Origin of the sequence: Alishewanella aestuarii B11 (genome assembly GCF_000280055.1) — a bacterium.
Lineage (GTDB): Bacteria > Pseudomonadota > Gammaproteobacteria > Enterobacterales > Alteromonadaceae > Alishewanella > Alishewanella aestuarii.
In genome coordinates this window covers 29,176-47,046 of sequence record NZ_ALAB01000037.1, presented here as the reverse complement: position 1 = coordinate 47,046, position 17,871 = coordinate 29,176, and the positions used below count along the sequence as shown (strand labels likewise).

Here is a 17,871-nt window from a genome sequence, read left to right as displayed (position 1 = left end):
CTGGCTATGCGATTCAATAAACTCGCCTAATTGCTTTTGCTGTTGCGCGCTGAGATAAGGAATCCGTCCCTTTGCTTTGCGGGCTTCAAGACCATCCAAGCCCGCTTCAAGGTAACTTGACACCCAGTTATTGACGCTAGTTCTGCTGATCTTCAATTGATTAGCGACTTGTGTGCGGTTTTTACATTCAAGGAATTGCGCGATCGCGAGTAAACGCATGCGTTTACGCGCATTTTTCTCAGCTCGGGAGAGCTTGAGGAGTTCTTCAGCGGTTTGATTCATAAAGCTAAGCGAGTGATTATTCGGAAACTGCAATTAGAACAGAAAACTAGACGGAATGGTATTATCCGCTACGCGGGTGTACTACACTCGCATGGCAGCCACAGCGCTGCGCTGGTGGCATTGTGCAGGCCTTCCTTGGCCTGCATCGCTTCACGACCTGCCTGCGGCAGTCCAACTTCGTTCCTGACGAAGTTGTCGCCATGCTACATCGCACTTCGATTACACAGCTTCTGTACGAAGCGCCAAACTAGAAGATGACACGATACTCAGACTCCGGTACGCCCGCCGTACCGGAGTCATTCTGCGATAGTGATAAAGACACGCAAGCGAGACAATAAACCAGACCAATAACAGCGAGCCATAACCACGCTATCAATGGTATGCCGTACTGTGACTACGCAGCCCCTTGCACGAAGCGCCAAACTAAACGAGTACACCACACCCAGACTCCGGTACGCCCGCCGTACCGGAGTCATTCTGCGATAGTAATAGAAGAGATAAAGCGAGAAGACAAAACAGACTTATCACAGCGAGCGATATCCGCGCCATCAATGACACGCCGCACTGTGACTAAACGCCCCCTGCACGAAGCGTCAAACTAAACGAGTACACCACACCCAGACTCCACTACGCCCGCCGTACCGGAGTCATCCTGCGATATTGATAAAAAAGACTAACCAAGGAATACAAAAAGTTATTAACAGGGATCTGGCTGTAGCCAACTTTGCAAAAGCGACAAAGATCCGTAGCAGTAACTATTTGCGGATCAAATTGCCATTAAGATCAAAAGTCCATTCGGCAGGGCCAAGCTCTGCGAGCAATGCCGATACCTCTGTTAATGGCCTGGCGGCGATAAATTGCTTTTGGGTATCGAGAAAGATCAGCCATTCACTGGCTTGTTTGCCGATATCCTGTTCATTAAATTGGCTATGCATACCCATATAGACTGGCATTACGCTACGCCAGCCCTGTTCCAGCCGGAAGATGTAACGACTCTGATAGTCGGGATGCAGAAAATTGGCCTGTTCGATCGCATTTAGTTGGCTGCGGTCGAATACCCGGGCGATGGCGACACCGCTGGAGCGTTGCAAATAGCCACGTAATAACAGCAACTGCTGTGCGCTTGCAGCTTCGGTCTGGTTGGCAGTTAGACTGCTTGTTAGTGGTTCGGCAATCTCCAATGCAAACAGCTGTAACTCGTACTGATCCAGATTCTCCCGATAGCGGTTAAATTCATCACAGCTGCCAGCTTGCAGAGGGTCACGTGGTTGTAGGCGTTGCCAGTCACCGGCTTGCCGGCTGGCGAATAGGAAATTCTGATATGGCAGCTGCAGTTTGGCCTCGATCGCCGAGCGTAACAGCTGCAAATCCGGTAAACCGGCCTGACGGTAGTCGCGTTGTGATTGGCATGCTTCATATTGCACGCTGAGCACACTATGGGCTTGCTGCGCTGCCAAGGCAGCCTGGAGCAGGCTGCGCTCGGACTGGCTAAGGTGTTCCAGGCTCGGCTGACTGGTGGCAAGTAACAACGATAACAGACTAAGCATAAGGTCTCCGCAAATTTTCCTGACTGTACCAGCTTTCGGCAGCCAGCCCCACTATTTCTGCGCTGTTTAATGATGTTTTGCGACGCTTTGCTGCATCAGTTTAATAATGGCGGCTTTACCGGCGAGTTGAAACCGCTTGGCAAGCAGTGACCAGGGCTGTCTTTGCCAGCAACGGGCGATAAAGACGGCAGTTGCCTGCGGATCTAACTGTAACCGGTGCTGGTTAAACCAATAGACCAGCAAGGTTGCCACCAGTTCATAAGGTCGTTGCCCGTTGGCAAACAAGCTAAGTTGCTGTCGCTCAAAAGGGCTAAGGATACGCAGTGGCGGTTTAACCAATCTTAGCAACAATGCCGGCTCCAAATTCGTCGGGTATTCGGTAAGTTCCAGATACAGTTGCTGCGAGAAATGTTCAGCCAGACGGCTGACCGTAGCAGTGTCACCCTGTAAGGCTTTACATACCAGTACCGAAGGTTCGGCGCTGGCTTTATCCAGTTGTTGACCGAGGCGGATTGGCAAAAAAGCATTGCGCTGCCAAAAACCTAATAAGCTCGGCGTGGCGCCAAAGCTACTACCAAGATAATGATAACCACGGCGGCTAAGTTCATCACTGACCCATTGCAGTAGCTGGCTACCCAGCCCTAGCTGTTGTAAGCCGGGCACTATGGCGATGCGCATAATGCGCGCCAGTTTTAGGCACGCCAATCCGGGCTCGGCGAGGTGAAAGGCCAGACTTTGCGCCAGCAAATGCCCCTGTACCCGCCGCTTGCCCTGATAGATCTGCTCTGCCAGTTCGGCGCTAAACTCGCCTTCGCTGCTAAGCAACATACAGCCAAGTAATTGGCCGTTTTGCTCCAGGGTATACACTGCGAGAGCAGCATTTTCTATTAACGCCAGTAAATCTTTAACCTGGGTTTGATAGTGGGCAAAGCTGAGCAAGGCAAAGACCTGCTGCAGCTTTTCCGGCTCGACCAGCCAGTCGTGATGTTGATAATGCTTTAACAGCACAGCTTGAGTACTGTCGTATGCTGGCTCGGGAAAGTCCAGTTTTAGCAGAAAGCTGTGCCGGATTAACTGTTCCAGCGGATCCTGTGCTTGATAGCGGATTGGCTCGGTTAAGCGTAGCTGCCGCCAGTCAGGACATTGTTGCGCTAAATAAGGCTGAAACCTTAACTGAAAACCCCGGCCTGTGCCTTCGTAACCATGCTCGGTGCTGGCAAACACCAACCGGCTATAGTGATTAACCAGCTGTTGTAATTGCTGGGCCGGCAGGGCTGCAGCTTCATCCACCAGCACCAGATCAGCGACTGGCAGCTCAGCCAATAACTGGTCAATCGCGATAAACTGCAGTGCTTTTTGTTGCGCTTGCTGGCTCTGGCTGGCGAAGTGCGCAAGAGCAACACTGGCCTGAAGCTGTGAGGGGGCCGTGATCAGGATGCGTTGTTTTCCCTGCTTAGCCAGCTCTGCTGCGGCCAGCCCCAGTGCAGCCGACTTACCACAGCCGCGATCGGCGGTTAATACCAGCGGGCGACGGCGATGACCTGTTACTACCTTTACAATAGCCGCCACGGCTGTCTGCTGCCCGGCAGTTTTAAAAGGCGGCTGACACTCAGCCGCCACGGCTAGCGGGGGAAAAGTGGGTTGTTGCAGGATCTGAATATCGCCATCCGCTGTAAGTTGGGCATGCAACAGATTGGCTTGTTGCAAAGTATTGCGCCAAAAAGCAGTAAAGCCTTGCGCGCCAGCCGGCGGTGTCAGTGGGTAGGATAATAACGGCTGATGGTCCGGATTGGGCTGCGCCAGCCAGCTGTCGGTAGGCGGTGTCAGCAGCAGCCACAAGCCACCGGCTTTTAAGGCGCCACTGGCGGCGGCGATCTGATCGCCGTTAAAGCCGCTACAGGCGTTAATCACCAACCAGTCACATTCGGTGCCCAGCAACTGATGCGCTTTCGCCTGCTTAAGCGCTGTGCACTGCTCCGGTGCCTCACTCCCCAGCCACCAACAACGCTCTGGCGCATATTGCGCCAGTAGTTGGTTGGCAAGGTGCAATAAGGCGGCAGGCTCACCTTGCAGCCATACTGGCAGCCGTACCCGCTGTACAGCGGCCTGCTGTAACAACTGGCCGAGCTGGTGTAGTCGCATTTAGATTGCTTCCAGCCGGGCGTATGCGGTCATCAGCCATTTACTGCCCAACTGATCAAAGTTGACCTGAATGCGCGATTGCGGGCCGCTGCCTTCGTAATTAAGGACAGTGCCTTCGCCAAATTTTTCATGCAGCACCCGTTGCCCGAGCTTAAAGCCGGTGTTTTCAAAGGCGCTGTGGCTGGCGGCACCGCTAAAGCGGTTATTAACCAGCGGCCGGCTAACCTGCGTGGTTAAACGGATTTCTTCGACACATTCGGCCGGCAACTCGCGTAAGAAGCGCGACGGTTTCGGATATTGTTCCTGGCCGTATAAACGGCGGCTTTGGGCATGGCATAAATACAACTTTTGCATGGCGCGGGTCATGCCGACATAACAGAGGCGCCGCTCTTCCTCCAGCCTTACCGGATCATCACCGCTTTGCTGGCTGGGGAACAGCCCTTCCTCGAGGCCACACACAAATACTAATGGGAACTCCAGGCCTTTGGCAGTGTGCAATGTCATCAGCTGCACCGCATCGGAATGCTCTTCCGCCTGATATTCACCCGCTTCCAGCGCCGCCTGAGATAAAAACGCCGACAGTGGGCTCATTTCTTCCAGCAGTGGGCTGTCGAAGTTCTGGCAGGCGGTGATCAGCTCGTTTAAGTTTTCAATCCGGGTTTGGGCTTTCTCGCCTTTTTCCGCCTGATACATGGCATAGAGCCCGGATTGTTTGATCACATGTTCAGCCTGCTCGTGCAGTGGCAGCTCGGTCAGCTCAGCATCCAATTGGCCAATTAACTGCATAAATTGCGCGATGGCATTCGCCGCACGGCCACTAAGCTGCTTTTGCTGCAACAGTTGCTCTAATGCCTGCCACAGCGTCTGACCCTGCGCGCGCGCTTGCTGCCGTACTTTATCCAGGGTGGTATCACCGATACCGCGGGCCGGGGTATTGATAATCCGCTCCAGCGCCGCGTCATCCTGACGGTTGTTAATCAGCCGCAGATAAGACAGCGCATCTTTAATTTCCTGCCGTTCATAGAAGCGCAGGCCGCCATAGATGCGATAATGTAAACCATCCTGAATTAACGCCTCTTCCAACACCCGTGACTGGGCGTTATTACGATACAGAATGGCAGTATCGGTGAGCGGATTACCCTTGTTATGCCAGTCGCGGATACGGCTGACAATAAAGCGGGCTTCATCCAGTTCGTTAAAGGCGGTATACAGCGAAATACTTTCGCCTTCGCTACCGTCGGTCCACAGATCTTTGCCAAGCCGGCTTTGGTTATTGCTGATCACCGCATTGGCAGCTTTCAAAATTGTTGCAGTGGAGCGGTAGTTTTGCTCCAGGCGGATGGTCTCCGCCCCGTCAAAATCTTTTAAAAACTGCTGGATATTTTCAACGCGGGCACCGCGCCAACCGTAGATCGACTGATCATCATCACCGACAATCATGACTTTAGCACTGCTGCCGGCCAGCAATCGCAGCCACTGGTATTGAATAGCGTTGGTATCCTGAAACTCATCGACCAGAATATGGCGGAAACGCTGCTGATAGTGGCCGCGTACCTCGGCATTCTGCTTTAACAGTTCAAAGCTACGCAGCAAGATTTCGGCAAAATCGACCAGACCGGCGCGATCACACATTTCCTGATACGCGGCATAGATCTTAATCATTTGCGCCAGGCTGTAATCACCACCGGCGTCCAGCATACCCGGACGTTGGCCTTCATCTTTACGCGCATTGATAAACCACTGCAGCTGTTTGGCTGGCCAGTGCTTTTCATCCAGATTCAGCGCTTTTAATACCCGCTTCACCAGCCTTAACTGGTCGTCAGAATCGATGATCTGAAAGCCCTGTGGCAAGCCGGCTTCCTGATAATGAGCGCGCAGCATACGATGTGACAGGCCATGGAAGGTGCCCATCCACAGATTATTCAGGCTGACGCCAATGGTGGTTTCAATCCGGGCGCGCATTTCCTGCGCCGCTTTATTGGTAAAGGTGACGGCCAGCAAACTATAGGGCGCAACCCGTTCTACTTGCATTAACCAGGCTAAGCGATGCACCAGCACCCGGGTTTTACCACTACCGGCCCCGGCCAGCACCAGCATATGTTGCGGGGGTGCCGCTACCGCATCGCGTTGTTTATCATTTAGCCCGTCCAGCAGGTAAGAAACATCCATTAGTTGGCCTCGTTTACTTAGTATCGGGGCATTATAACAGCCAGCAGCGCAGCGCCAAGTAAAGTGGCGAACACGGATGGAGAGGTTATCAGTGAGTAGTAAGGTATATTGCTTTAAATGATTGTTTTTGTTTGTTTTTTTTACTTAAATGCAATGATTGGTGTTTAAAAAACATCTTGTCTTGTCTTGTCTTTTGTTATAAATTTTTTACAAGATATTGTTTTAATATCTTGTAAAGTCAATAGATTAAATCACGGAGTGATGTAAATGAAGTTCATTTTCAAATATTTAAGTGCTGTTGCGCTCTGCTGTCTTCTTACCATGGCTTTTGTTGCCAAAGCAGTTTCAGATCCATGTTTTGATGACAACAAACAGTACAGCCAACAGTGCAGTCACTATCATTATGATAAGGTTACGGCATACTTTTTGGACGCCTTTAGTACCGAACAACAGGTGCATATATCCCGTGTTAGATCTCGCACCACCGGACAATTAGTGTATGCACACTACGATTTTGTTATTAATTGCTTAGTTAACTGTCCGGTATCTGATACTGACGTGATGCAAGAGGGGTTATGGGCTTTTAGGAATGCGCTACTAGAAAACCGCTTGTATGAAAAGGTTATGGAACAGTGTGATCCAAGGGTAGAAGTGTGTTGTTATGATTATGGTTGCAGTGAGATTTATTCAATTGGTGGTGGTAGCACTGAAACGAGCATGTCAGATAACTCAAGTACTGATGTGTCGGTACAAGGAAATAGTGGTGGTGGCATAAGACGAGTTGAACGCATTTTACATGGTGCTGATGCAGCGGTAAATTTGTACCAAAACTTAGCTAGAGATAGTCGGAATGCGGCGGACTTTCAGCAAGGCCATGCTTCACAATTACGCAAGCCATCGCTTTTCTCAATGAGAAAAATTAACGAAGGCTCTTACAAGGTAATGATGCTAACTGCCGAAAATATTTATGAAGACGCTGATGGCAGAGTGCAGCATGAACCTGAGCAAGGGCTACTCTATGTTGATTTAACGCATAACTGGGGAGACCAAAACAACATGGCCTTGCGCAATTTTCTTGAAATGGCCTTTGCTATTGGTACAACCTACCGCTGCTCACAATCAACAGAATGCAAGGGAGAAGCAGAAATGTTGCGATGTACTGTTAAGATGACTTGCAGACAAATAGATTAAGGCCACAGTTCTCTCTCTGCCAACGAGCTTGCATTATAGCAAGCTCCTACAGCAAGGCTTTTAGTAGGTTGAGCTCTGTCAGCCTGATATGTGGTAATACTGCAACTTGCTGTTGATAATGATCCAACCAGGCGGCCTGGCAACCGGCATTTAGCGCGCCCAGCACATCGGCACGGTGGCTGTCGCCGATATGCAGAATATGCTGTGGCGCGATCTGTAACCGGCTGGCGGCGGTAAGAAATAAATCGGCGTAGGGTTTCATCCGGCCATCCGGGCCGGCTTGCAGACTAAACTCAAATAAATCGCCCAAGCCCATTTTCTGAATACAGGCATTGCCATTAGTGATCGCAATCAGTTGATAACGGCTGGCCAGCGCCGTTAGCAGCGCTTTGACTTCCGGCTTGATCTTGATATTGGTACGTTCCTGCCAAAAAGCGGTATAAGCCACCTCGGCAATCTCGCCTGACTCACACTGGCTTAATCCTAAGCTGACTAAGCCGGCTTCAATACCCAGTAGACGCCAACGGCCTAAATCATGGCGGATCTCCGGTGTGGCCTTGGCCAGTAAACGGCGTTGCTGCCACCAAAAATCACTGTCGTAACCGCGGGTGATCGGGGCATGCTGTGCCAGACTGTGCAGCATGGCAGCTTCGGCGGCGGCAATCACCGGTTTGTTGTCGTACAGGGTATCGTCTAAATCGAAAGACAATACCGAAATAGGTTGTAAGGCTTTAAATAATTGCATTATTTTTTCCTGGCCCTTGGATGGGCGCTATCATAAACCTTGGCCAGATGCTGAAAATCCAGGTGGGTATACACCTGGGTGGTGCTGAGATTGGCATGGCCCAATAGCTCTTGTACGCCGCGCAGGTCGCCACTGGATTGCAATAAGTGGCTGGCAAAAGAGTGACGTAGCATATGCGGATGTAACTGTTGCCCCAAGCCTTGTTGTTTAGCCCAGTGTAAAACCCGTTCTCTGACCTGGCGCGGTGAAATACGCTGCCGCTCGATACTTAAGAACAGTGCCTGTTGATCGGCGGCTGGCGTATCTGCATCTAACAGCGCCGGGCGCTGCACCAGCCATTCACGCAGCGCCGAGCGCGCCATCCGGCCAACCGGTAACTGGCGTTGCTTATTGCCCTTACCGGTAACCCGCACTAAGGCTTCGCTCAGTTGTAAATCCGGTAAATTCAGCGCAACCAGCTCGGTCAGCCGCAAACCGGAAGAGTAAAACAGCTCCAGCATCGCTTTATCGCGGCAGGCCAGAATATCGTCGTGGCTGTCAAAGCTCAGCAACTGGCTAATTTGTTCAATTTCCAGCTGTTTGAGCAGGGTTTTGTCCGGTTTTGGCAGCTTGAGATAATCGGCCGGATTCTGGCTTAGCCACTGCTGGCTGATACCGTAGCGGTAAAAACTGCGCAGTGCTGAGGCCGCCAGGCTCAGGGAGCGGGCACTGAGGCTGCTTTTGCGGAAGCGTAAAAACTGTCGCTGCAATTGTTGTTCACTGAGCACAAACCAGCTGGCTGAGTCAGCATGCAGCGCAAGGCCCAATTTTGTCAGTTGCTGCTGATAGCTGCTCAGCGTTTGCGGGCTATAGCCACGTTCGTGCTTCAGGTAGTTGAGAAACTGCTGCACCGGTTCAGCCCAGTGCAGCGGTAGCTCAGGCGTTGACATAAGCAGGTAGCACCAGTGCCAGTAAGGTCACCAGGTGGCGCAGGAATAAGACATCCATCTCGGGCTGGAAATGATCATCCAGCTCGCTGCCAAAGGCCAGGATTGCCAGTGGCGCGTCCTGCTGGTCAATCCGTAGCAAGGCCACTGAATGCACCTTGGCCGGGAAGATGTTATGTTGTTCTTCTTTATTCAGCCGGCCCAGATACACCGGCTGTTGTTGCAGACGACGGCTTAGCAGCAGCTGATAGGGGCTCAGATCCGCGCCTGGCTGCTCCAGCCCGAGCAAACGGCAATATTTCACCTGCGGCATAGCATCGGCAAAGGCCTGTAATGCCTGTTGCACATCAGTGAGGCTCTTGGCCTGATGCACCGCGATATGCAAGGCATTTAACGCCAGAAAAATATGTTCGTTCTGGCGGGCTACCGACATTAAACGGGTAATATCTTCCTGTAACAGGTGGATTTTTTCGCGTTGCAGCTCCAGCTGGCGCTCGACCAGCGATACCGTGCCGCGCTGCTGATGCGGCAGGCGTAACAATGGCAGCAGCTCCGGATAATGTTGGAAGAAGTCCGGGTGTTGTTGCAGATAATCAGCCACTACCGAAGCAGCAACCAGTTCCTGGCTTTTTATCAGGGTGTCGGTCATAACGTCAGTTGTCCATCAAAAACATGTTCAGCCGGGCCGGTCATTTTTACCGGCTGGCCAGGTCCATTCCAGCGGATCTGCAGGCTACCGCCCGGTAAATCCACCCGTACTTGTTGCGCGAGTTTCTTTTGTAACTGGCCAACCACCACTGCCGCGCAGGCTCCGGTACCACAGGCCAGCGTTTCGCCGGCACCGCGCTCCCATACCCGCAGTTTAATATGCTGCGGATTGAGCACCTGCATAAAGCCGATATTGGCTTTTTCCGGAAACCGCTCGTGCAATTCCAGCTCCGGTCCCAGAGTGCGTACAGGCGCCGTATCGAGATCTGGCACGTCCAGCACCGCATGCGGATTACCCATCGACACCACACCGCAGAATACGGTTTGCTGTTCGCTCAGTAAAATATAGGTCGCTTCCTGCTTTTGTGCTTTAAAAGGCACCCGTGCTGGTTCCAGTTGTGGCACGCCCATATTGACGGTCACCTGACCATCCTGCTCGACATAAAGCGTGATCTTGCCAGACTTGGTGCTGACATTGATCTTGGTTTTATTGGTCAGGCCACGATAGCGCACAAATTTCGCAAAACAACGGGCACCATTGCCGCATTGCTCAACCTCGGAGCCGTCGGCGTTAAAAATGCGGTAGTGAAAGTCCAGGTCCGGATCATAAGGCGGCTCGACCATTAACAGCTGATCAAAACCAATACCGAAATTGCGATCGGCCAGCTGCTTGATCTGCTCCTTGGTCAGGAAAATGTTCTGGCTGACGGCATCTACCATCATAAAATCATTGCCCAGACCGTGCATCTTGCTGAAGTTAAGTAACATAGCGCCCTTAAGATTAACTGCTGATCACCTGCTCACCACGCCACAGATCCTGCCATTGCTCACGCTGGCGGATCAGATGACAGTGTTGGCCGTCTACCATCACTTCAGCGGCGCGCGGCCGGCTGTTGTAGTTAGAACTCATGGTAAAACCATAGGCGCCAGCAGAGCGAACTGCCAGTAAATCACCTTCGGCAATCGCCAATTCCCGATCTTTACCAAGGAAGTCGCCGGTTTCGCATACCGGGCCCACCACATCATAGTTCTGCCGCGGCAAGCTGTTATTCAGTACCACCGGCACGATATTCATCCAGGCGCTGTACAAAGCCGGCCGGATTAAATCATTCATCGCTGCATCAACAATGGCAAAGTGCTTTTCCTGGCCAGGCTTTAAAAACTCGACTTTAGTCAGCAGGATACCGGCATTGGCCATAATGGCCCGGCCCGGCTCCATAATCAGCTCCAGCTGTGGATAGGCTTTTAAACGTTCCACCACCTTGCTGATATAGTCGGCCGGCGACGGTGGCACCTCCTGATCATAGGTCACGCCCAGGCCGCCACCGATATCGATATGCTTCAGCTCAATACCATCCGCTTTCAGGGCTTCGATCAGGGCCAGCAGTTTTTCCAGTGCATCGAGGAAGGGTTGGGTTTCGGTCAGTTGTGAACCGATATGGCAGTCGACACCAACCAGTTCGATATGGCTCAATTCACGTGCCGCGCGGTAAATATCCGCTGCCAGCAGGATATCAATGCCAAATTTATTGGCTTTTAGCCCGGTAGAGATATAAGGATGGGTTTTGGCATCGATATCCGGGTTAACCCGCAGTGACACCGGAGCTTTTTTGCCCAGCGCTTTGGCAACGTCCTGTAAGCGGTGCAGCTCGCTGACCGATTCGACGTTAAAACACTTAATGCCCAATTGCAGCGCAAAGTGCATTTCTTCGGCAGTTTTACCGACACCAGAGAACACCACCTTCGCCGGATCGCCACCGGCAGCAATGACTCGGCGCAGTTCGCCGCCGGATACCAAGTCAAAGCCACTACCTAGGCGGGCCAGCAGGTTCAATACGGCCAGGTTGCTATTGGCTTTCACCGCATAACAGACCAGGCTGTGCGGATGCGCCGCCGCGGCATCGGCAAAGGCACGGTAATGGCGCTCTATGGTGGCGCGGGAATAAACATAGGTCGGTGTGCCATATTGGCTGGCGATATCGGCCAGGGCCACCTGTTCGGCAAATAAGCTATTGCCCTGATAACTAAAGTAATCCAATCTGCTTACCCCTGTGATTCAGTGTCTTCGGTAATCTTTTGCGGTGGCGGCGCTGCCACTTCCGGCTCGGCCTGTGGTAAGGTAAGCGGACCTTTCTGACCACAAGCACTAAGCAATACTGTGGCCAGCAACGCGCCGGTTAACAGGCGCAGTAAGCGCGAAATTCGCTGAGCGTGCATGGTTTTTATTTCATTAATTAATCGACGCTCTATAATCGCATCCTTAGCAGTAAAAGCAAACAGGTGAAGCAGATGAATGACCTAGAATATGAGGAATTAACGGATCAGTTACTACTGGCCGTCGAAGAGAGCATAGAGCGGCAGGAGCTTGATCTGGATTACGAGTCGAACGGTGGCTTGTTAGCGATCACCTTTGCCGACCGCAGTAAAATCATTATCAACAAGCAGCCACCACTGCAGCAGGTTTGGGTTGCGACCAAGTTTAACGGTCACCATTTTGAACTGCGTAACGGCCAGTGGATTGATAACCGCAGCGGTAGCGAATTCTGGCAACTGATTAATGATGCGGCCAGTAAGCAAGCCGGTTATCCGATTACGTTGGGTACAGCATAATGGCGTTACTTCCTTTTGTTGATGTGAAACCACAGGGCGAAACGAAAGCCGTAGTCGTCTGGTTGCATGGCCTGGGGGATTCCGGTCATGGTTTTGCGCCCATAGTGCCGGAGCTACGGTTACCGGCAGCGGCCGGTATCCGCTTTATTTTCCCGCATGCGCCGGAAATACCGGTTACCGTCAATGGCGGCATGCGGATGCGCGCCTGGTACGATATTAAAACCATGGACTTAACTAACCGCGCTGATGAAGAAGGGGTGCGGCAATCGGCCGCTGCGGTAACTGCCTTACTGGACAAACTGATTGCCGATGGCATACCGAGTGAGCGCATTGTACTGGCCGGTTTTAGCCAGGGTGGCGTCATTACGCTACATTTATTACCGCGCTTACCCTATAAGCTAGCCGGTTTTATTGCCTTATCCACCTATATGGCCTGCCCGGACAAGCTGAGTGCTGAAATGTTGAGCCATAACAAAGCGACGCCGGTATTTATCGGGCATGGTACTCAGGATCCGGTGGTGCCGCTGGCCGCGGGTCAGCAGGCGTATCAAACCTTTAAAGCGGCGGGCTTTAAAGTCAGTTGGCAGGATTATCGGATGCCGCACAGTGTTTGTGCGCAGGAAATTGATGAAATCAGCCGCTTTTTACAAAGCCGGCTGCTGCAACATGCTGAGGAGCTCTGATGCAGAGGATCCGTATTGCCACCCGGAAAAGCGCGCTGGCGCTGTGGCAGGCTGAGTTTGTAAAAGCCGAATTATTAAAGCACCACCCGGAGTTAACGGTAGAGCTGGTGCCGATGTCGACCCAGGGCGATAAGATTCTCGATACGCCACTGGCCAAAATTGGCGGTAAAGGTTTGTTTGTGAAAGAGCTGGAAACCGCGATGCTGGAAGACCGCGCCGATATCGCCGTGCACAGTATGAAAGACGTGCCGGTAGAGTTTCCGGATGGTTTGATGCTCAGCACCATTTGCGAGCGTGAAGATCCGCGCGATGCCTTTGTCTCAAATCAATTTCGTGCTATCGCCGAGTTACCGCCGGGTGCGGTCGTCGGTACTTCCAGTTTGCGCCGGCAATGTCAGTTAAAAGCGCTACGTCCCGACTTACAGGTGCGGGACTTGCGCGGCAATGTGAATACCCGGCTGGCCAAGCTGGATAACGGGGAGTTCGCGGCCATTATTCTGGCGGCGGCCGGCTTGCTGCGGCTGGGTTTTGCTGAGCGCATCGCGGGCTATCTGCCGGTAGAGCAGAGTTTACCGGCTAATGGTCAGGGGGCCGTGGGTATTGAATGCCGCACCAGCGACCAGCGGGTGCAAGCGTTATTGGCGCCGCTGGAGCATGGTATCACCCGCAATTGTGTGCTGGCCGAGCGGGCAATGAACCGCCGCCTGCAGGGCGGTTGTCAGGTGCCGATTGGTGCCTTTGCCACCCAGCACGGTGAGCAAATCACGCTGCGCGGTCTGGTGGGTTCCCTTGATGGCAGCGAAATTATCCGCGATCAAGTGCAGGGGCCGGCCAGCAGCGCTGAGGCGCTGGGGCTGCAACTGGCTGAGCGGCTGCTCGCCGCGGGCGCCGGTAAGATTTTAACTGCTGTGTATCAGGGCAGCTAACCACGATGTTTTTAATCACCCGGCCGGCCGGCAAAGCGGACCATCTGCTGGAAGCTCTGGATGACAGCGGCGTGCCCTATCTGTACCAGCCGGTGATTACTACCCAGATGGTACAGTTAAAAGCCAAAGATCTGCGCTTATTAAAGCAAGCGGACTTGCTGGTGTTTGTCAGTTTAAGTGCGGTGCATGCACTGGAGCAGCAACTCGATCCAAGCGAACTGAGCGCGCCTTTACTGGCGGTAGGTGAAACCACCGCCGCTGCTTTAACCCGTTGGACCGGCCGCAGTGTGCTGGTGCCACAAGATCAGCGCAGCGAAGGCTTGCTCGGTTTGCCCGAATTACAGGATGTCGCCGGCTTGCAGGTCGTGGTGGTACGCGGTAATGCCGGACGCGAATTGATTAGACAAACCCTAAGTCAGCGCGGCGCCCTGGTGCGTTATGTACAAAGCTATAGCCGGATCCCGCTGCCGTTAGACGGTGCTATGTTGTGCCAACAATGGCGTCAGCAGGGCATCCGCTGTGTGGTAGCGACCAGTAATGAAATCCTGCAGCGTATTTTTGATTTGGTGCCGGTTGCCGAACATAGCTGGCTTTGTCAGCTGGGCTGGATCCTGGTCAGCCCAAGAGCGCGTGACAGTGCGCTGACGCTGGGCATTGCCGCGCCAAGGATCCAGCTGGCGCAAAGCGCGAATGATGATGCCTTATTAGAGGCGATACAGCAGTTTAAGAAGGACTTGTTATGAGTGAGCAAAAGCCAACTACCATCGACAGTGAAGTGCCGCTGGCCGAGCTAAAAGCCCAGCTGGCCGAGACTGAAAACGAGCGCGCTGGCTCCGGCGGCAGTGGCATGGCCGTGTTCGCCTTATTGTTGGTGTTGTTGCTCGGAGGCGGCATTGCTGCTGCCGGCTGGTGGTTATGGCCACAATGGCAGGGTATGCAGCAGCAACTCAGTCAAAGCCAGCGCAGCGCACAGCAGCTGGAACAACAGCTGGCGCAGGCCATGGCACAACTTAGCGAGCAACAAACACAACAGCAAAGCAACGTTGAACAACAATGGCAAAATTGGCAGCGCACACAGCAGGCGAGTCAGGCAGAGCTAACCAGCCAATTACAAAGCCAGCTGGCGCTATTACGTCAGCAGTTGCAGGAAAAGGACGGTGCGCCGCCACAACATTGGTTACTGTCAGAGGTCGGCTACCTGTTAAAACGCGCCAGTTACAGTCTGGTATTGCAACAGGATTTACGCAGCGCGCGTATGTTGCTGCAGCAGGCCGATGCACAGCTGGTAAGACTGGATAATCCGGCGCTGTTACCGGTACGGCAAAGTATTCGTGATGATTTAACTGCGTTGCAGCAGATAAACCTGCCGGACTATAGCCAGGTCTATCTGCAACTGGCGCAACTGCGGCAGCAAAGTTTACAACTGCCGCTGAAGCAGCAGGAGCAAGCTCTGGTTACTCAGCCTGTTGCTGATGGCGAGCTGGCCAACTGGCGCCAGAATTTGGCCGCATACTGGCAACAAAGCTGGAGCAAGTTATTTCAGGTACGCCCGGCCGTGGCGGAAGATTTTATTAATCTGAGCGCGGAACAACAGGTACAGCTACGTTTGACCTTACAGCAGCAATTATTGTTGGCTGAGCAAGCCTTATTGCAGGGCCAGCAAGCGGTATTTAGTCGGGCAATACAGCAAGCTGCCGATCTGCTACAGCGCTATTTCGCCGCAGAGAGTAGCGCAGTACAGCAGGCTGCAGGCGAGCTGGTGCAATTAAGCCAGCTGGCGCTGAGTCGGGTTGAGTTGCCGGTACTACAAAGTCCGGCGCAGCTGGAGCGCCAGTTATCCCTGCTCTCTGAGGAGGGCTTATGAGTAAGCTGTTGCTGCTAACACTGATTTTAATTCTGGCAATGTTGCTGGGGCCGGTACTGATTAATAATCCGGGTTATATCAAGTTGATTGTGGCCGGCTACAGTGTCGAAATGACGTTACTCGGCCTGGTGATTGCGCTGGGTTTAGTGCTGCTGGCGGGCGCCTTACTCGTTACGGTGCTGCGGCATTTAGCGCGCTGGCAAAAATGGTCATTTAGCTTTTTTCGGGTGCGGCGGGCGAAAAAAGCGCAAGCAGCTTTTGCCCTGGGGTTACAAGCCTATGCGCGTCAGCAATGGTCTCAGGCCAGTGAACAGTTACAGCTGGCGTTGAATGATCCCAGCTTTGCCACCGAAAAGCGGATGCTGGCCAGCTACGCCAGTCTGTATGCAGGTAAAACGGAGCTAGCCGGTCATTTAGCCGGTGCGCTTGAAGTCAGTGGCTCTAACAGTGCCTTTGTGCAGGCCGATTTGTTATTACAGCAAGGGCAGGCAGGAGAAGCCTGTCGCTTACTGGCGCAGCATTTGTCGCAGGCAAAGCAGGACCCGGCATTGGGCCAGTTGTATTTGCAGGCATTGCAGCAGGCCGGGCAATGGCAAAGCTTGCTGGAAACCGTGCCACAAGCCGTGAGCGAGCGCTGGTTTAGTAAAGATAGCTGGCAGCAGCGGCGCTTTGCTATTTATCCGGCGGCAATCAGTCAGCTCAGTTTGCAGGGTTTTTCAGAGCAGGCCGACTACTGGCAGAATTTACCGGCGAAGGAACGTAAATCCGCGGCCGCTATGTTAGGCCTGGCCTGGGCGCTGGCGCAGCAGGGCCAAAACGAACAAGCCGAGCAGAAACTGGTACAGGCGCTGACGCTGGATGATTTACCCGCGGCCTGGCCTTATCTGCGGCAAATTCCGCTTGGTCGCTCGGTGCTGAAGTTACGCAAGGCGGTACAACACTGGCTTCGGGATCACCCAACGAATGGCTATCTGTATGCGGTTTTGGCCTATCTGGCGGAGCAGGAGGGCGATAAAGAACAAGCGGTCATGGCCTGGCAGAAGGTGCGGCAATATCAGCCGGAGCTATGGCAGAACGCCTTACCAGCCTAGCGGCGGTTCTTGCGCCTGATACCCGTTTGTTGGTGCTCGGCAGTATGCCGGGTGCCGCCTCGCTGGCCGCCCAGCAATACTACGCTCATCCACGCAATGCATTTTGGCCTATTATGGGGCAGTTGTTTGGTTTTGCCGCCGATTTACCTTATCCCGAGCGTCTGACGCAATTAAGAGCGCGAGGTATTGGTCTGTGGGATGTGCTGCAGAGTTGTGAGCGTCAGGGCAGTCTCGACAGTACGATCCGCGCGGAACAGCCCAATGATTTCGCCAGCCTGCTACAACAACAACCCGGCATCCGGGCACTGGCCTTTAACGGTGCTAAGGCAGCGCAGAGTTTCCGCAAAATGGTATTACCCAGCCTGCAAACACAGCCAATCCCCATACTGCTCAACCTGCCATCGACCAGTCCGGCACATGCGTCTGTCTCCCGCACCGACAAACTGGCAGCCTGGGCTGAAGTACTGACGCATCTGGATTAACTATTCACTTAGATGCTGGCTTAAGCGCTCGCGTAACTCACCTTCAATCGGCACTGCTTTGCCGGTTTTCTGATCCAGACAAACAAAGGTTACCTGAGCATCAGCGGCAACGGCCTCAGTGCCCGCGATCCGCACTTCCTGCGACACGACTGCACTTTTACTGCCAATTTTGCTAAAGCGGGTAAAGACTTCCAGCGTCTGGCCCATGGTTGCCGCGACCCGGTAGTTAATATTGATATTCACAATGACCCAGGCCAGGCCGTGCTTGGCAAACCATTCGATATCGCCGCTATCTTCCAGATAGCCCCAGCGCGCTTCTTCCAGAAATTCCAGATAGCGGGCGTTATTGACATGCTGATAGATATCTAAATGATAGCCGCGAACTTTTATCAGGGTTTTATGTTGCATAGTCGTTGTCCTTTAGTGCAATTACTCTGATTCTGCCACAGCTGACTTTATGCTGCCAGAATTAAAGATTGACTCGGAAAATCAGCTTGTTATTATC

The 17,871-nt window shown here is 53.0% G+C and carries 19 protein-coding genes; 8 read left to right on the top strand and 11 right to left on the bottom strand.

Annotated elements, in window-relative coordinates; translation table 11 throughout:
- The 4 genes from AEST_RS13950 to uvrD all read right to left on the bottom strand — a co-directional run.
- Positions 1-282: helix-turn-helix domain-containing protein (locus tag AEST_RS13950; RefSeq protein ID WP_039925551.1), on the bottom strand; the 282-nt coding region annotated here is incomplete at its 3' end.
- Between the two features lie 755 nt (positions 283-1,037).
- Entirely contained in the window at positions 1,038-1,829 is a 792-nt protein-coding gene (locus AEST_RS13945; protein WP_008609800.1) for a hypothetical protein, read from the bottom strand.
- A gap of 66 nt (positions 1,830-1,895) precedes the next feature.
- On the bottom strand, positions 1,896-3,971 hold the full coding sequence (locus AEST_RS13940; RefSeq protein WP_008609799.1) for a tRNA(Met) cytidine acetyltransferase TmcA domain-containing protein: 2,076 nt from the start codon (positions 3,969-3,971) through the stop codon (positions 1,896-1,898).
- The gene (gene uvrD / locus AEST_RS13935; protein WP_008609798.1) at positions 3,972-6,140 is read right to left on the bottom strand and encodes a DNA helicase II; all 2,169 of its coding nucleotides are present in this window, start codon (positions 6,138-6,140) and stop codon (positions 3,972-3,974) included.
- A 267-nt stretch (positions 6,141-6,407) separates the two neighbouring features.
- Between uvrD and AEST_RS13930 the strand changes: the two genes are divergently transcribed.
- Entirely contained in the window at positions 6,408-7,331 is a 924-nt protein-coding gene (locus AEST_RS13930) for a hypothetical protein (RefSeq protein WP_008609797.1), read from the top strand.
- Between the two features lie 46 nt (positions 7,332-7,377).
- On the opposite strand, the gene AEST_RS13925 is transcribed toward AEST_RS13930, so the two are convergent.
- Genes AEST_RS13925 through lptM form a run of 6 tightly spaced genes read right to left on the bottom strand, consistent with a single transcriptional unit; the run spans position 7,378 to position 11,927 of the window.
- Positions 7,378-8,076, bottom strand: coding sequence for an HAD-IA family hydrolase (locus tag AEST_RS13925; protein WP_008609796.1), 699 nt, complete (start codon positions 8,074-8,076; stop codon positions 7,378-7,380).
- Positions 8,076-9,005, bottom strand: a complete 930-nt coding sequence (locus AEST_RS13920; RefSeq protein WP_008609795.1) for a tyrosine recombinase XerC — start codon at positions 9,003-9,005, stop codon at positions 8,076-8,078. Before AEST_RS13920 ends, AEST_RS13925 begins: the two co-directional genes overlap by 1 nt.
- On the bottom strand, positions 8,992-9,651 hold the full coding sequence (locus AEST_RS13915) for a DUF484 family protein (RefSeq protein ID WP_008609794.1): 660 nt from the start codon (positions 9,649-9,651) through the stop codon (positions 8,992-8,994). Before AEST_RS13915 ends, AEST_RS13920 begins: the two co-directional genes overlap by 14 nt.
- Positions 9,648-10,478 (bottom strand): diaminopimelate epimerase, encoded by an 831-nt coding sequence (gene dapF / locus AEST_RS13910; protein WP_008609793.1) that lies wholly within the window; start codon positions 10,476-10,478, stop codon positions 9,648-9,650. Before dapF ends, AEST_RS13915 begins: the two co-directional genes overlap by 4 nt.
- A 13-nt stretch (positions 10,479-10,491) precedes the next feature.
- The gene (gene lysA, locus AEST_RS13905) at positions 10,492-11,748 is read right to left on the bottom strand and encodes a diaminopimelate decarboxylase (protein ID WP_008609792.1); all 1,257 of its coding nucleotides are present in this window, start codon (positions 11,746-11,748) and stop codon (positions 10,492-10,494) included.
- Positions 11,749-11,753: 5 nt separating this feature from the next.
- A complete protein-coding gene (lptM, locus tag AEST_RS17095) occupies positions 11,754-11,927 on the bottom strand; it encodes an LPS translocon maturation chaperone LptM (protein ID WP_008609791.1) in 174 nt (57 codons plus the stop codon).
- Between the two features lie 72 nt (positions 11,928-11,999).
- Here lptM and cyaY point away from each other — a divergent pair, with 72 nt between their 5' ends.
- From cyaY to AEST_RS13870, 7 genes are read left to right on the top strand one after another with little or no spacing between them, the layout of a single operon-like run.
- Complete coding sequence (gene cyaY / locus AEST_RS13900) at positions 12,000-12,320, top strand: iron donor protein CyaY (RefSeq protein ID WP_008609790.1); 321 nt, start codon at positions 12,000-12,002, stop codon at positions 12,318-12,320.
- Complete coding sequence (locus AEST_RS13895) at positions 12,320-13,003, top strand: alpha/beta hydrolase (RefSeq protein WP_008609788.1); 684 nt, start codon at positions 12,320-12,322, stop codon at positions 13,001-13,003. Before cyaY ends, AEST_RS13895 begins: the two co-directional genes overlap by 1 nt.
- Entirely contained in the window at positions 13,003-13,929 is a 927-nt protein-coding gene (hemC, locus tag AEST_RS13890; RefSeq protein ID WP_008609786.1) for a hydroxymethylbilane synthase, read from the top strand. Before AEST_RS13895 ends, hemC begins: the two co-directional genes overlap by 1 nt.
- A 5-nt stretch (positions 13,930-13,934) precedes the next feature.
- A complete protein-coding gene (locus AEST_RS13885) occupies positions 13,935-14,672 on the top strand; it encodes a uroporphyrinogen-III synthase (RefSeq protein ID WP_008609785.1) in 738 nt (245 codons plus the stop codon).
- Complete coding sequence (locus AEST_RS13880; RefSeq protein ID WP_008609784.1) at positions 14,669-15,793, top strand: uroporphyrinogen-III C-methyltransferase; 1,125 nt, start codon at positions 14,669-14,671, stop codon at positions 15,791-15,793. The genes AEST_RS13885 and AEST_RS13880 overlap by 4 nt, the downstream gene beginning before the upstream one ends.
- A complete protein-coding gene (locus tag AEST_RS13875; RefSeq protein WP_008609783.1) occupies positions 15,790-16,884 on the top strand; it encodes a heme biosynthesis protein HemY in 1,095 nt (364 codons plus the stop codon). The genes AEST_RS13880 and AEST_RS13875 overlap by 4 nt, the downstream gene beginning before the upstream one ends.
- Complete coding sequence (locus tag AEST_RS13870) at positions 16,860-17,366, top strand: DNA-deoxyinosine glycosylase (RefSeq protein ID WP_008609782.1); 507 nt, start codon at positions 16,860-16,862, stop codon at positions 17,364-17,366. The genes AEST_RS13875 and AEST_RS13870 overlap by 25 nt, the downstream gene beginning before the upstream one ends.
- On the opposite strand, the gene AEST_RS13865 is transcribed toward AEST_RS13870, so the two are convergent.
- Positions 17,367-17,774, bottom strand: a complete 408-nt coding sequence (locus tag AEST_RS13865) for an acyl-CoA thioesterase (RefSeq protein ID WP_008609781.1) — start codon at positions 17,772-17,774, stop codon at positions 17,367-17,369.
- Between the last annotated feature and the right edge of the window lie 97 nt (positions 17,775-17,871).

Bases quoted from the DNA above. Each gene is read 5' to 3' on its own strand.
- AEST_RS13945 (WP_008609800.1), bottom strand. From the start codon at position 1,829: ATGCTTAGTCTGTTATCGTTGTTACTTGCCACCAGTCAGCCGAGCCTG.
- AEST_RS13940 (WP_008609799.1), bottom strand. From the start codon at position 3,971: ATGCGACTACACCAGCTCGGCCAGTTGTTACAGCAGGCCGCTGTACAG.
- uvrD (WP_008609798.1), bottom strand. From the start codon at position 6,140: ATGGATGTTTCTTACCTGCTGGACGGGCTAAATGATAAACAACGCGAT.
- AEST_RS13930 (WP_008609797.1), top strand. From the start codon at position 6,408: ATGAAGTTCATTTTCAAATATTTAAGTGCTGTTGCGCTCTGCTGTCTT.
- AEST_RS13925 (WP_008609796.1), bottom strand. From the start codon at position 8,076: ATGCAATTATTTAAAGCCTTACAACCTATTTCGGTATTGTCTTTCGAT.
- AEST_RS13920 (WP_008609795.1), bottom strand. From the start codon at position 9,005: ATGTCAACGCCTGAGCTACCGCTGCACTGGGCTGAACCGGTGCAGCAG.
- AEST_RS13915 (WP_008609794.1), bottom strand. From the start codon at position 9,651: ATGACCGACACCCTGATAAAAAGCCAGGAACTGGTTGCTGCTTCGGTA.
- dapF (WP_008609793.1), bottom strand. From the start codon at position 10,478: ATGTTACTTAACTTCAGCAAGATGCACGGTCTGGGCAATGATTTTATG.
- lptM (WP_008609791.1), bottom strand. From the start codon at position 11,927: ATGCACGCTCAGCGAATTTCGCGCTTACTGCGCCTGTTAACCGGCGCG.
- cyaY (WP_008609790.1), top strand. From the start codon at position 12,000: ATGAATGACCTAGAATATGAGGAATTAACGGATCAGTTACTACTGGCC.
- AEST_RS13895 (WP_008609788.1), top strand. From the start codon at position 12,320: ATGGCGTTACTTCCTTTTGTTGATGTGAAACCACAGGGCGAAACGAAA.
- hemC (WP_008609786.1), top strand. From the start codon at position 13,003: ATGCAGAGGATCCGTATTGCCACCCGGAAAAGCGCGCTGGCGCTGTGG.
- AEST_RS13885 (WP_008609785.1), top strand. From the start codon at position 13,935: ATGTTTTTAATCACCCGGCCGGCCGGCAAAGCGGACCATCTGCTGGAA.
- AEST_RS13880 (WP_008609784.1), top strand. From the start codon at position 14,669: ATGAGTGAGCAAAAGCCAACTACCATCGACAGTGAAGTGCCGCTGGCC.
- AEST_RS13875 (WP_008609783.1), top strand. From the start codon at position 15,790: ATGAGTAAGCTGTTGCTGCTAACACTGATTTTAATTCTGGCAATGTTG.
- AEST_RS13870 (WP_008609782.1), top strand. From the start codon at position 16,860: ATGGCAGAACGCCTTACCAGCCTAGCGGCGGTTCTTGCGCCTGATACC.
- AEST_RS13865 (WP_008609781.1), bottom strand. From the start codon at position 17,774: ATGCAACATAAAACCCTGATAAAAGTTCGCGGCTATCATTTAGATATC.